Here is a 13034-nt window from a genome sequence, read left to right as displayed (position 1 = left end):
CTATGCGCCTATCGTCAAAAAATGCGCTTGCTGGGCAAGCAACTGAAGGTTGATTTCCTGCCAGGTCGCACCATTAAGGTCAACGTACTGGTTGCCAAAGAAATCGGGCGCGTCGGGCGCTTTTTCGGAAAAATCACTGAACGCCTCCTGATTGCGCAGCCCGGACAGCTTGTCGATCAGCAATGCGCAGTTAACTTCCAGTGCACTGTTGAGTGCAACAAGCCTGGAATCCGTGCGTGCAAGTTCGTTTTTGGGAGGGGGTGCTTTGCCGCTGACGTAACTCGCCAGATCCACGACACCAAACAGGCCACCGCGCAAATTGGCAACACCGGCGAACCAGGCTTGCGTATACGGAACAGGCTGCGTACTGACCCACGGGAAAATTTCACCGGATTGGCTCAGGGGAAACAGGTATTTCTTCCCGCCGGCCTCCACGGCCAGCCAGGACGCGGCAACGCCTTGCGTCCGCGCAATCTGCAACCTGTCGGCCAGCCGGGTTTGTAGCTCTCTAAGTGCTTGTCTGTTCGCCATGCTTTGGTTTTACGCCGTAAATCAGCCAAGGGCCTTGATTTTGGCCATCAGCTCATCAGCATCCACAGGCTTGGTGATGTAGTCGCGGGCGCCCTGCCGCATACCCCAGACACGGTCAGTTTCCTGGTTCTTGCTGGTGCACATCATGATGGGGATATCCGAATACAACGGGTCGCGCGTGATGGCGCGCGTCAGCTGGAACCCGTTTTGCCCCGGCATCACCACATCCATCAGGATCAGTTCGGGCTTGTCTTCCGCCAGGCGGCGAAATGCGTCTTCTGCATTTTCAGCAGTTTTGACGGTGAAACCATTTTTGACCAGCAGATCGGTCAAGAACATCAATTCGGTTTTGGAGTCGTCAACTACCAGTATTTTCTTGATTGCCATCACACTACTCCTTGTTTAGCGCTGCCGAGATCCTGTACGGTCTGCAGCAGCTGATCTTTTGTAAAAGGCTTGGTCAGGTAGTCTTGCGAACCCACCATACGACCCCGCGCCTTGTCGAAAACGCCGTCTTTTGAAGACAGCATGACGATCGGGACACCAGCAAACTTTGCGTTGCGCTTGATAATCGCACAGGTTTGATAGCCATCCAGGCGGGGCATCAAAATGTCGCAGAAGATCAGGTTGGGTTCGTAGTCGTTAACCTTGGACAGGSCATCAAACCCGTCTTCGGCCAGCAATACTTCATGTCCGCCCTGCTTCAGGAATATCTCGGCGCTACGCCGAATGGTATTACTGTCATCGATGACCAAAACCTTCAGTCCGGAACTGGGAATACTCACTGCCTATGCTCCTCATGTTGCAGGCCCTCGGCAAATGCCGGCCTGCGATTGTCCAGGCAAGTGCCTAAGACGCTTAAATCTGAACCATTTCAAAGTCTTCCTTGCGGGCTCCGCATTCGGGACAGGTCCAGTTCATGGGCACTTGCGCCCATGGCGTCCCGGCCGCAATCCCATGTTCGGGCGCACCGGCAGCTTCGTCGTAAATCCACCCACAAATTAAACACATCCACGTCATTGATTGAGTCACAGCTTAAGTTGCCTTCGAATAGAATGCAACAATTGTATCGAGGCGGCGTTGCTTATTCGCGTACAAGGCAAAATCGCAGCCTATGGCAAACCCCAAAAATCCTCAGCTGGACAGCCGACAACTCCAAATCGAGGATACCGACGCATCGCCGGCTTGCGTCATGACATTCAACGCCAACGACCCCAGCGGAGCGGGCGGACTGACTGCGGATATTGCATCGATCACCTCTGCCGGAGCCCACGCGCTGGCAGTTGTAACAGGCGCTTATGTGCGCGACACAGCCGAAATTTTCGACCATTTTTCATTCGACGAAGAGGCTGTAACCGACCAGGCGCGTTCAGCGCTGGAGGACATGGCGGTATCCGCCATCAAGGTCGGATTTGTCGGCAGCCCCGAGAACATCAGCACCATTGCCGAGATCGCCTCGGACTATGCCGATGTGCCGCTGATCGCCTATATGCCCAACCTGTCGTGGTGGGAAGAAAGCGAAATCGACAGCTATCTGGACGCCTTTCGCGAGCTGATGCTGCCGCAAACCACAGTGTTGGTCGGCAACCACAGCAGCCTGTGGCGCTGGCTGCTGCCGGACTGGGCCGGGGAGCGCAATCCCTCGGCCCGGGACATTGCCAAGGCCGCCGCCGATCTGGGTGTTCCCTACACGCTGGTCACCGGAATCCCCATGCCCGACCAGTTCATCGACAACGTGCTGGCCACGCCGCAAGCCGTGCTTTACAGCGAGAAATTCGAGCGCTTCGAGGCGGTCTTTGCCGGCGCGGGTGATACGCTGTCTGCGGCCCTTTGCGCACTGCTGGCCAACGGCCACGACCTGCAGGCGGCCACCTCCGAGGCACTGACTTACCTGGACCACAGCCTGGATGCCGGCTTTCATCCCGGCATGGGCAATATCGTGCCGGACCGCCTGTTCTGGGCACAGGCCGACGTCGATGAATCGGAAGACGAAGCGGCCGATGCCGAGGCTGGCGATGATGCCGCCCTGGTTTTGAAGACTGAAATTGACCTTCCCCCCAATGGAACAACCAAACACTAAGCCCCCTGCCAAATCCGTTCCCGCCGGACTTTCCCATAACGACGCGCTGTTCGAGCGCGCCAAAAAACTGATCCCCGGCGGCGTCAATTCCCCGGTCCGCGCTTTCAAGGCGGTCGGTGGCACACCCCGCTTTATCCAGCGCGCCCAAGGCGCCTACTTCTGGGACGCGGACGGCCAGCGTTACATCGACTACATCGGCTCCTGGGGTCCCATGATCCTGGGCCACGGCCATCCGGCGGTGATCGAAGCCGTGCAAAAAGCCGTGCTGGAGGGCTTTTCCTACGGCGCACCGACCGAGCGTGAAGTGGAGCTCGCCGAAGAAATCGTGCGCCTGGTGCCGTCCCTAGAAATGGTGCGGCTGGTGAGCTCGGGCACCGAAGCCGCCATGAGCGCCATCCGCCTGGCGCGCGGCGCCACGGGCCGCAGCAAGATCATCAAGTTCGAGGGCTGCTACCACGGCCATGCGGATGCCCTGCTGGTGAAGGCCGGCTCTGGGCTGGCCACTTTCGGCAACCCGACCAGCGCAGGTGTGCCGCCCGAAGTGGTGCAGCACACCCTGGTGCTTGAATACAACCACCTTGCCCAGCTGGAGGAAGCCTTTGCCTTGCACGGCAAGGACATCGCCTGCCTGATGATCGAACCGATCGCCGGCAACATGAACTTCGTGCGTGCCAGCTTGCCCTTCATGAAACGCTGCCGTGAACTGTGCATGCAATATGGCGCACTGCTGGTGTTCGACGAGGTCATGACCGGTTTTCGCGTGGCGCTGGGCGGCGCCCAAAGCGTTTACGCCCGCAGCATTCCCGGCTTCAAGCCCGACATGACGGTCATGGGCAAGGTGATCGGTGGCGGCATGCCCCTTGCAGCGTTTGGCGGTACCCGCGCCGTGATGGAGCAGCTGGCGCCGCTGGGCCCGGTCTACCAGGCCGGCACGCTCTCAGGCAACCCGGTGGCCACGGCCTGCGGCCTGGCAACCTTGCGCGAGATCGCCAAACCCGGTTTTTACGAAGCGCTTGGCGCCCGCACCCGCAGCCTGATCACCGGCCTGACACAGGCTGCCAGCAAAGCCGGCGTACCGTTTTGCGGCGACAGCGAGGGCGGCATGTTCGGCTTTTTCCTGCTCGACCAGCTGCCGCAGAACTACGCGACCGTGATGACGACCGACAGCCCTGCGTTCAACCGCTTCTTCCATGCCATGCTGGACAGCGGCGTCTACTACGCGCCGGCGCTGTATGAAGCGGGCTTTGTGAGTTCGGCGCATACGGACGCGGATATAGAGGCCACCGTGGCCGCAGCAGCGAAGTTCTTTGCTGCAGGCTGAAGCCGGCTTCACGCCGACTATATTTTGTCTATTCGGGCTCCAGGCCAATGCGGATGTGCGCAAGCAGCTATTAAATCAATAGCAAGCATTCATTCACATGAAGGCTGAGGGCGCCGTGGCAGGTTCTTGCCCCGCCTTTGGTTCGCTCCCAAGAACAGGGAAGAAGCGCCTACCGCTATCAATTCAATATCTGCTCGCGCCCGTCCCTATTGGGTTATCGATCAAAAACCCTTAAAGCGTGATTTAATGCCGGAAATGCCGGACCCCGGTCAGCACCATCACCACTTCGCGCTCATCGGCTGCCGCGATCACCTCGTCGTCCCGCATGCTGCCGCCGGGCTGGATCACGCAGGTCGCGCCGGCATCCACCACCACATCGAGCCCATCGCGGAAGGGGAAAAACGCGTCGCTCGCCACCGCTGAACCCTGCAGCGTGAGGTTGGCATTGGCTGCCTTGATCGACGCAATACGCGCCGAATCGATGCGGCTCATCTGACCGGCCCCCACGCCCATCGTCATGCCGTCCTTGCAGAAGACAATCGCGTTGGACTTGACGTACTTGGCGACCTTCCAGGCAAACAGCAGGTCGTGCAGTTGCTCCTGCGTCGGCTGCGCTTTGCTGACGACTTTCAGGTCGCCGATGGCGAGTTCGTGGTTGTCGGCGGTCTGCATCAACAAACCCGAGCCGACAATTTTCACGTCCACCAGGTTGCGGCCCTGCTTCCACGCGGTGTCGCCACCGGGCGGCAGGTCGATCTGCAGAATGCGCACATTGACCTTGGTCCTGAAGACTTCCAGCGCTTCAGGGCTGAAGGCCGGCGCGATGAGCACCTCGACGAACTGTTTGGAGATCTCGCGCGCGGCGCGCTCGTCGAGCGGACAGTTCAGCGCGATGATGCCGCCGAAAGCCGAGGTCGGATCGGTCTTGAATGCCTTGCTGTAAGCCTCGAGGGCTTCCTTGCCGACCGCCACGCCGCACGGGTTGGCGTGTTTGACGATCACGCAGGCAGCGCCGTCCTTGATCAGGTCGAAACTCTTGACACATTCCCAGGCGGCGTCAGCGTCTGCGATGTTGTTGTAGCTGAGTTCCTTGCCCTGCAGCTGTTTGGACATGACCAGCGAGCCGGGTGCCGGGTGCAGGTTGCGGTACAGCGCGGCTTGCTGGTGCGAGTTTTCGCCGTAACGCAGGTCCTGCACTTTGACAAAACGCCCATTGGCCTGGCCGGGGAACATGCCGTGGCTGCCATCGGCCTGAATGCCGGAGAGATAGTCGCTGATCGCACCGTCGTACTGGCTAATGCGGTTGAATGCCGCTACCGACAAGGCGAACTTGGTCTTGTCGGTCAGTTTGCCGCCGGTTTTCAATTCGGCCAGCACACCTTCATACTGCGAGGCATCAGTCAACACGCCCACGTCTTTCCAGTTCTTGGCCGCGGAGCGCACCATGGCCGGGCCGCCGATGTCGATGTTCTCAATCGCGTCTTCCAGCGTACAACCGGGCTTGGCAACGGTGGACTCAAACGGGTAAAGATTGACCACCAGCAGGTCGATGGTGTCAATGCCGTGGGTTTTCAATGCGGCCATGTGCTCCGGCACATCGCGCCGGGCCAGCAAGCCGCCGTGGATCTTCGGGTGCAGCGTCTTGACACGGCCGTCGAGCATTTCCGGGAAGCCGGTGTGGTCGGCGACTTCGGTCACCGGCAGGCCGGCGTCAGCCAGCAGCTTGGCCGTGCCGCCCGTGGACAGCAGCTTGACGCCCAGGGCATGCAGCGCCTGCGCGAATTCGAGGATGCCGGTTTTGTCCGAAACGGATATCAGTGCGTTCATTTTTGTCTTCTCTAAAGGAGGATGGCCGGCGAAGGAGCCGGGCCATGGGAGCGTGTTTTTTATTTGATGAGCTTGTGCTCAACCAGCTTCTTGCGCAGGGTGTTGCGGTTCAGGCCCAGCCATTCGGCGGCGCGCGACTGGTTTTGCTCGGCATGTTGCATGACAACTTCCAGCAGCGGTTTTTCCACCACCTTGACCATCATCTCGTACATGCCGTCGGGCTCGGTGCCACGCAGGTCCTTGAAATAGCCTTCCAGGCTGGTGCGTACGCACTCTTCGATGTGTTTTTTGCTCATGCAGCAGCTTCTTCCTGATTTTCCTGATTTTCCTGATTTTTATGATTTTTATCTTTGTTCGCCCATGCCTGCGCAGGCACGCCCTCGTCATCAACCTCGACGGCAGCGGCCGGAATCCGGTCCATCTGCGCGCCCAGCCCTTCAAAAAAAACACTCACCGCCTTCAGTTGCGCTTCACAGTCTTCCAGCAGGTTCATCTGCGCGCGAAACCCCTCACCGCCGGGCAAGGTCTTCACATACCAGCCGATGTGTTTGCGCGCCGTGCGCACGCCGGTGTATTCACCGTACAAATCGTAGTGGTCGCGCAAATGGTCCAGCAGCAGGCGTTCAACTTCAGCCACCAGCGGCGGCGCAAGATGCGTGCCGCTTGAAAGGAAATGTGAAATCTCGCGAAAAATCCACGGGCGTCCCTGCGCAGCGCGGCCGATCATCACGGCATCGACACCGGTATACGCCAGCACATCACGCGCTTTTTCAGGACTGGTGATGTCGCCATTGGCCACCACCGGAATGCGCAGCGCGGCTTTCACGGCGGCAATCGTGTCGTATTCGGCATGCCCTTTGTAGCCCTGCTCGCGCGTGCGGCCATGCACGGTGATCATCTGCACGCCGGCACTTTCGGCGGCGCGGGCAATCGCCAGGGCGTTCTTTTCAGCCTGGCACCAGCCGGTGCGCATCTTGAGCGTGACCGGCACGCCGTGCGGCACGCAGGCGGCGACCACAGCATCCAAAATCTGCAGCGCCAGGGGTTCGTCCTGCATCAGCGCCGAGCCCGCCCACTTGTTGCAAACCTTCTTGGCCGGGCAGCCCATGTTGATGTCGATGATCTGCGCGCCGCGGTCGATGTTGTAGGCGGCCGCCTCGGCCATCATCTGCGCGTCGGTGCCGGCGATCTGCACAGCGATCGGCGCGGCCTCACCCTCGTGGTTGGCGCGACGAGAGGTCTTCAGTGTGTTCCACAGCTCGCGGCGAGAGGTCACCATCTCGCTGACCGCATAGCCCGCACCGAGCTTCTTGCTCAGCTGTCGGAACGGCCTGTCCGTGACACCGGCCATGGGCGCGACAAACAGGTTGTTCGCCAAAGCGTAAGGGCCGATGTTCATGGGAAGTGAGCGCTGCGAGGTTGCTGAAAAAGGAGGCACGATTGTACCTGCCCAAAATTTCAGCAATTGAAATTTGCACACGGAGTTGTAAGCGTCTTCCTGACACGGTGACTGGCCCGCCTTGCCTATACTCAAATAGATATATGGAAGCATGGATTCACCGCCTGATAGAACTTTTGGCCCTGCCCGAATACGGCTTGAGCACGGTGTTTGTGGTTTCCTTCATTTCGGCCACACTGCTGCCGCTGGGCTCGGAGCCGGTGGTCTTCGGCCTGGTCAAGCTCAACCCCGCCATGTTCTGGCCCGCTGTGCTGGTAGCAACTGCGGGCAACACGCTGGGCGGCGCGCTCGACTGGTGGATGGGTTACGGCGCCCACAAGGTGGTGGACAAATACCAACATTCATCGCATCACGGCCGTGCAGTGCGATGGCTGGAGACACTCGGCCCGAAAGCCTGCCTGCTGGCCTGGTTGCCGGTGGTCGGAGACCCGCTGTGCGCGGTCGCGGGTTGGCTCAAGTTTCCGTTCTGGCCCTGCCTGGCTTACATGGCGGTCGGTAAATTTTTGCGCTACTTTTTGATGACCGGCAGCCTGATCTGGGCCTTTCCAGGCGTGGTGACCGGATAGGCATCAGAAGAAGGATCAGAAGCGTTCGTGTGGCAGCAGGTAGCGCCACTGGCCGGGTTGCAGCTGGCTCATCGCCACACGGCCGATACGCAGCCGTTTCATGCCTTGCACCTGAAGGCCGACGCTCTCGCACATGTAGGCAATCTGCCCCGGGATTTCACCCTTGAGGGCAAAGCGCAAGCGCTTTTCACTTTGCCAACTCACCTTGGCCGGCGGCAACAGAACACCCTTGAAGGTAAACCCGTGGTCCACGCGGTTCAGCCGGTCCAGCCCGCCGGGTTTGATGTCACCGCTGACATCGACGATCACTTCATGCTCCATCACGCGGGCGTCTTCGCGCAGCTTACGCACCACGCGCCAGTCCTGCGTCAGCACGACCAATCCGCTGGCAGGTGCTGCCAGCGGCGTCACCAGTTCCGCCGTGGAGAAATGCTTCCTGAGCGGCCGGATGCCGGAGCGGTCGTCGGGCGATTGCGTAGCGGCCGACAGCAACCGGACCACCTGCGCCGCGCCGCCATCGGAACTCGCGTCCTGACCGGCCGGCTTGTGCAGCAGCAAAGTCACCGGCGTCATCGCCAGCAGGCTGGCATCCTTGTCCAGCACGATGGCCTGGTCCGATACCCGGAACTGGGGCTCTTCGACAGTCACCCCGTCAACAGTGACCCAGCCGCCTTCGATGTACTGCTCGGCTTCGCGGCGTGAACAGGACAGCATTTCAGCCAGGCGTTTGGCAAGGCGAACGGGTTCTGTCATCGCGGCGTGGCCTTCATGGCGGGTCAAGCGTGGATGAGAGATCAGCCTTGGGCCGCCACCACACCGATTTCCACGTGGTACTGCGGCGCCGCCAGGCGCGGGCTCATGACCGTGGCACGCGCAGGCGTGGCGCCGGGCACCACCCAGGTTTCCCAGGCACGGTTCATTTCACCGAAGCTGTCCATATCGGTCAACCAGATCGTAGCGCTGAGCAGAAGCGACTTGTCGCTGCCGGCTGCTGCCAGCAGGCGGTCGATATTGGCCAGGATGCTGAGGGTCTGCTCGTACACGCCGGAGCCGGCGTCGTTGCCGGCCACCTGGCCTGCCAGGTAAACGGTCTTGTTGTGGATAACGGCCTGGGACATGCGTGGGCCGGTTTCGATGCGCTGGATGGACATGATGTTCTCTTTCTCTCTCAAAGCGAGGGTTTCAGGGGAATGGCCTGCTCTGGCAAGCAGGCAACGGGGCCACCACACGATGGTGCAGGTCGTCGTGAGGTATTGTGGCGCGACTTCTTCCATGATGCCGCCACCGTGATGTCCGGGCGCGCAGTAAATCGGCCCCTCAGGTTGCCCCCGGGGCCTTGGCAGCTCAGCTGCTGAACAGGAAGTTCATCACGTCGCCATCCTTGACGACGTATTCCTTGCCTTCACTGCGCATCTTGCCGGCATCCTTCGCGCCCTGCTCGCCTTTGTAGGCGATGAAATCGGCAAACGCAATCGTCTGGGCGCGGATGTAGCCCTTTTCAAAGTCGGTGTGAATGACGCCCGCGGCTTGCGGGCCGGTGTCGCCCACGTGGATGGTCCAGGCGCGCACTTCTTTCACGCCCGCGGTGAAATAGGTCTGCAGACCCAGCAGCTTGTACGCCGCCAGGATGAGGCGGTTGAGGCCTGGCTCGTCCTGTCCGATCTCCGCGAGGAACATCTTTTTGTCCTCTTCCTCCATGTCGGCCATTTCGGCTTCCATCTTGGCGCAGATCGCCACGACCGGCGCCTTTTGCTCTGCCGCGTAAGCCTTGAGGCGGTCAAGGAAGGGGTTGTTCTCGAAGCCGTCTTCCGCCACATTGGCCACAAACATGGCCGGCTTGGCGGTGATCAGGAAAAACTGGCCGAGCAGCGGCAGTTCTTCCTTGCTGAAGTCCACAGTGCGCACCGGCTTGCCTTCATTGAGCGCGGCCTGGCATTTCTCCAGGATGGCAACCAGCTTGACAGACTCCTTGTCGCCCGAGCGGGCCGTCTTGGTCACGCGGTGCAGGGCTTTTTCAACTGCTGCCAGGTCGGCCAGACAAAGCTCCGTCTGGATGACTTCGATGTCGGAAATCGGGTCCACCTTGCCGGCAACGTGGATCACGTTGTCATCTTCAAAGCAACGCACCACATTGACTGTGGCGTCGGTTTCGCGGATATGGGCCAGGAACTTGTTGCCCAGTCCCTCGCCCGTACTGGCGCCCGCCACCAGGCCTGCAATGTCCACAAATTCGACGATCGCCGGAACAATGCGCTCAGGCTTGACGATTTCAGCCAATTGCGCCAACCTCGGGTCGGGCACTTCCACGATGCCAACATTGGGCTCAATGGTGCAAAAGGGGTAGTTTTCAGCCGCGATCCCCGCTTTGGTCAACGCATTGAAAAGGGTGGATTTACCGACGTTAGGCAAGCCTACAATGCCGCACTTCAAACTCATGAGAAACCTTCAAAAACAGGCTGAGAAGTGTATTCGATGCGCGCCCGGCCGGGGTTGGAGTGCTTTGCGGCAGGTATTCGCCATCTTTGTGCTGGCCGGTTTTTTGGGTACTCTGGCGAATCCTGCACAGGCCCAGCCCATCGTGGCTTTAAGCGACGCCAAGCCGACCCTGGACGTAGCAGCGGCGAGTTTGTCATGGGTTGACAGCGACGGCCAGGCCGGCATCGACCAATTGGCCGGCGGCCATCCAGGGGCCTTGTTCGTCCCCTCGGTTGCCGATACGGTGCATTCGCTCGGCCCGCACGCGGCGCTCTGGCTGCATTACCGTTTTGCCAGGTCATCCGGTTCGCGCCAGGACTGGTTGCTTGAGTTTCCCCTGCCCCTGCTGGACCTGGCGACGGTGTACCAGCGTGCACCGTCGGGAGGGTGGATTGCCGAAACTGCCGGGGACACCGTGCCGGTCTCCAGCTGGCCCGAACCCGGCCGTTACGGGCATTTCCGCCTGAACCTGCCGGACAACGGCGTGCATGACGTGTATGTGCGCATACAGCACCAGACGGAAGTCAGCATTCCGGTTCGGGTCAGCACGCGAGGCAATCTGACGCAGCGGCTTCAGCTGGAATACCTCGCGATTGGCGTGGTATTTGGCGCACTGGTGCTGTTGATCATTGCCTGCGTTGCCCAGAGCTGGGTTTACAGCGACCGGGCCTATGGGTGGTATTCCGTGTACGCCGTCATCATGGTCCTCGTCGTAGCCGCATGGACGGGAGTGGCTGGACATCTTCTCTGGGGCAACTTCAGCACCTGGAACAACATGGCGCAGGGCTTTCTCGCCATGCTGGGCGGCGGCTCGGCGCTGCTGGTCGTGCATCACCTGTGCGGCACCGGTTCACGCCACAAGTGGTTCGAACGGCTGGCCTACTGGACAGGCATGGCCGGAGCGCCGCTGGCGCTGGCTTATCTTGTGCTGGAGCGCGGTCTGGGCATAGGCCTCCTGGGAACTTACCTGGTTGCCGTTGTTGCACTGGGAACAAGCCGGGCCTACATGACGTGGCGACGCCAAGATGTCGTGGGTTTCTGGGTACTGGCGGCTTTCTCTCCGCTGGGGCTGGTAACGCTCCTCACCGTTATCAGCATCCTGGGCCTGTTTTCCCTGTCGTGGCTGTCTCATTACGGCCTGATGGCAGCGCTGACCATTGAGGTGCCCCTGCTGCTGGTGGCGCTAAACACGCGTTCACATGAGCGCCACGCGGTGGAAGCGCGCGAGCAGGCCATGTCCAGCCAGGACGCCCTCACCGGCCTGCTTGCCGCACATCTTTTCCACGACCGCTTCAAACAGGTGGTGGGCCGGGCACAGCGCCACAAGGAGCCGGCGGCTGTGGTGTACATCGAGCTGGTCAACTACCGGTACATCAAGAAAACCTGGGGCACAGCGGTGGCCGAGCAAAGCCTGCTGCGAAGCGTGATCAAGTTGCGCCGGCTTCTGCGCGATGTCAACACCGTGGGTCGCATCGACGAGGCGCGCTTCGGCCTCATTCTTGAAGGCGTCGCATCACGCCCACCCGTCACCGACCTGGCTGCACGCCTGATCGCGGCCGGCCTCATGCCGCTCAAGGGCCTGAAACCGGAGGTCGTTCTGCAATTTCATGTCGCGGGCGTGCTACTGAGCGAGCGCCTTGGCAGCCACGAGGAAATTTCCACGGCCCTGGCCGACCTGCTGCACAGCATGGCGGCTCGCACCCGCCGGCCCATCCGCTTTCTCGAACCGGAGTCGACACACCCCATGCCGCTGGATACCGAATCAACGCTGGACAGCCTCTCAAGCGGCCCGCAGGCACCAGAGGCGCTCCCTGCGTCCACGGCCACCCACGCCCCGCCGCCCCTGCGGGCGGTCAAGAGTCATTCAAACAGATAACTCGCACCCACCGGCTGGCCCACCTTGAGCTGGTGATCAATGCCCGCCAGCACAATGGCATTCATGCCGAACGTCAGAGCGCCGTTTACCCGTGCATCCTGGCGATAGGTTTGCAGCATATCGCCCACTTCCGGGCTGCTGACAGCCGTCGCGGGATCGATATTCGGAATCGGGCAGCGTGGACATGGCTTGACCGGCTTGAGCTGGACGACGCCTTGCGCCGTGGCGACCTGCAGTACCTCGATACGGTCCTCATCGTGCGGCGCCAGACTGTCGGCACCAGCGGCATCGCCCAGGACGATGTTTGGACGAAAGCGCTCCATGCCCACCGCAGGGGTGCCGGCAGCCCCCAGCTTTTCGTTGAAATTCGCCAATGAAGCTTCGCTGAGTACCAGCAACGGGTAACCGTCGCTGAACTGGTTAAGCGCTTCCATATCGCCGGTCCACTGCGGACTGCAAACCCGCTTGTGGTCGGGGTCAAACCGCACCAGGCGTGCAGTCTGGCCCAGGAAGTCGGTGAACCATTGCGCCGCGATGGCACCCATGTCATACGCCTGAACTTCGTCTTTCCAGACCCGCACGCGAACCGGCTCTTCCACCTGGTCCAGCGCAATGTGAAGGGCCAGCATGCCGGGCGCTCGCAGCACCATGTCATGGTGCCTCAGCTGAGGCCTGATCAATGCCATGCGCGGCAACTCACGCTGGGTGAGGAACTCGCCCTTGCTGTCCACCACCATCCAGGCACGGTCAAATTCCAGCCCGGTTTCGGTCAACAGGGCATCCTGCACCTGCACGCCGGCACAGGATTTCACCGGGTACACATAAAGGCGCGAAATCACGGCCCTGAGGTCAGAAGGTGCGTCGTCGGGTAATGTTTCGTTCAATGGATCACTCACTTT

General features: G+C 60.7%; 15 protein-coding genes. 4 read left to right on the top strand and 11 right to left on the bottom strand.

Annotated elements, in window-relative coordinates:
* The 4 genes from AC1DYR_RS18300 to AC1DYR_RS18285 form a co-directional block, all read right to left on the bottom strand.
* Entirely contained in the window at positions 1-531 is a 531-nt protein-coding gene (locus AC1DYR_RS18300) for a chemotaxis protein CheW (protein WP_092131850.1), read from the bottom strand.
* Positions 532-552: 21 nt separating this feature from the next.
* A complete protein-coding gene (locus AC1DYR_RS18295; protein WP_007864987.1) occupies positions 553-918 on the bottom strand; it encodes a response regulator transcription factor in 366 nt (121 codons plus the stop codon).
* Positions 918-1316, bottom strand: a complete 399-nt coding sequence (locus tag AC1DYR_RS18290) for a response regulator (protein ID WP_477706354.1) — start codon at positions 1314-1316, stop codon at positions 918-920. Before AC1DYR_RS18290 ends, AC1DYR_RS18295 begins: the two co-directional genes overlap by 1 nt.
* Positions 1317-1389: 73 nt before the next feature.
* Positions 1390-1563 (bottom strand): rubredoxin, encoded by a 174-nt coding sequence (locus AC1DYR_RS18285; protein ID WP_092131853.1) that lies wholly within the window; start codon positions 1561-1563, stop codon positions 1390-1392.
* A gap of 82 nt (positions 1564-1645) precedes the next feature.
* On the opposite strand from AC1DYR_RS18285, the gene thiD reads away from it, so the two are divergent.
* Both thiD and hemL read left to right on the top strand, forming a co-directional pair.
* Positions 1646-2611 (top strand): bifunctional hydroxymethylpyrimidine kinase/phosphomethylpyrimidine kinase, encoded by a 966-nt coding sequence (thiD, locus tag AC1DYR_RS18280; RefSeq protein ID WP_477706353.1) that lies wholly within the window; start codon positions 1646-1648, stop codon positions 2609-2611.
* Positions 2592-3932, top strand: coding sequence for a glutamate-1-semialdehyde 2,1-aminomutase (gene hemL / locus AC1DYR_RS18275; protein ID WP_477706352.1), 1341 nt, complete (start codon positions 2592-2594; stop codon positions 3930-3932). The genes thiD and hemL overlap by 20 nt, the downstream gene beginning before the upstream one ends.
* Positions 3933-4175: 243 nt before the next feature.
* Here hemL and purH read toward each other — a convergent pair whose 3' ends face one another.
* The 3 genes from purH to dusB are packed head-to-tail and all read right to left on the bottom strand — an operon-like array spanning position 4176 to position 7158.
* Positions 4176-5759, bottom strand: a complete 1584-nt coding sequence (purH, locus tag AC1DYR_RS18270; protein ID WP_477706351.1) for a bifunctional phosphoribosylaminoimidazolecarboxamide formyltransferase/IMP cyclohydrolase — start codon at positions 5757-5759, stop codon at positions 4176-4178.
* Positions 5760-5818: 59 nt separating this feature from the next.
* Positions 5819-6055: a Fis family transcriptional regulator gene (locus tag AC1DYR_RS18265; protein ID WP_348047983.1), complete on the bottom strand. Its 237-nt coding sequence runs from the start codon at positions 6053-6055 to the stop codon at positions 5819-5821.
* Complete coding sequence (gene dusB / locus AC1DYR_RS18260) at positions 6052-7158, bottom strand: tRNA dihydrouridine synthase DusB (RefSeq protein ID WP_477706350.1); 1107 nt, start codon at positions 7156-7158, stop codon at positions 6052-6054. Before dusB ends, AC1DYR_RS18265 begins: the two co-directional genes overlap by 4 nt.
* 143 nt (positions 7159-7301) lie before the next feature.
* Here dusB and AC1DYR_RS18255 point away from each other — a divergent pair, with 143 nt between their 5' ends.
* Entirely contained in the window at positions 7302-7784 is a 483-nt protein-coding gene (locus AC1DYR_RS18255; protein ID WP_477649934.1) for a YqaA family protein, read from the top strand.
* 15 nt (positions 7785-7799) lie between these two features.
* Here the strand turns inward: AC1DYR_RS18255 and AC1DYR_RS18250 are convergent, their stop codons facing one another.
* The 3 genes from AC1DYR_RS18250 to ychF form a co-directional block, all read right to left on the bottom strand.
* Positions 7800-8537, bottom strand: coding sequence for an rRNA pseudouridine synthase (locus AC1DYR_RS18250; protein ID WP_477706349.1), 738 nt, complete (start codon positions 8535-8537; stop codon positions 7800-7802).
* A gap of 41 nt (positions 8538-8578) precedes the next feature.
* Positions 8579-8935 carry a RidA family protein gene (locus AC1DYR_RS18245; RefSeq protein ID WP_457281045.1) on the bottom strand — a complete coding sequence of 119 codons (357 nt, stop codon included), beginning with the start codon at positions 8933-8935 and terminating at the stop codon, positions 8579-8581.
* A gap of 193 nt (positions 8936-9128) precedes the next feature.
* Positions 9129-10220, bottom strand: coding sequence for a redox-regulated ATPase YchF (ychF, locus tag AC1DYR_RS18240; protein WP_457281046.1), 1092 nt, complete (start codon positions 10218-10220; stop codon positions 9129-9131).
* Between the two features lie 64 nt (positions 10221-10284).
* On the opposite strand from ychF, the gene AC1DYR_RS18235 reads away from it, so the two are divergent.
* Positions 10285-12135 carry a sensor domain-containing diguanylate cyclase gene (locus AC1DYR_RS18235; protein WP_477706348.1) on the top strand — a complete coding sequence of 617 codons (1851 nt, stop codon included), beginning with the start codon at positions 10285-10287 and terminating at the stop codon, positions 12133-12135.
* Here AC1DYR_RS18235 and AC1DYR_RS18230 read toward each other — a convergent pair.
* On the bottom strand, positions 12120-13019 hold the full coding sequence (locus AC1DYR_RS18230; protein ID WP_477706347.1) for an MOSC domain-containing protein: 900 nt from the start codon (positions 13017-13019) through the stop codon (positions 12120-12122). The two genes, AC1DYR_RS18235 and AC1DYR_RS18230, sit on opposite strands and share 16 nt — an antisense overlap.
* Between the last annotated feature and the right edge of the window lie 15 nt (positions 13020-13034).

Source organism: Polaromonas sp. P1_F9 (assembly GCF_056405615.1).
This window is presented reverse-complemented; position numbering and strand designations above follow the sequence as displayed.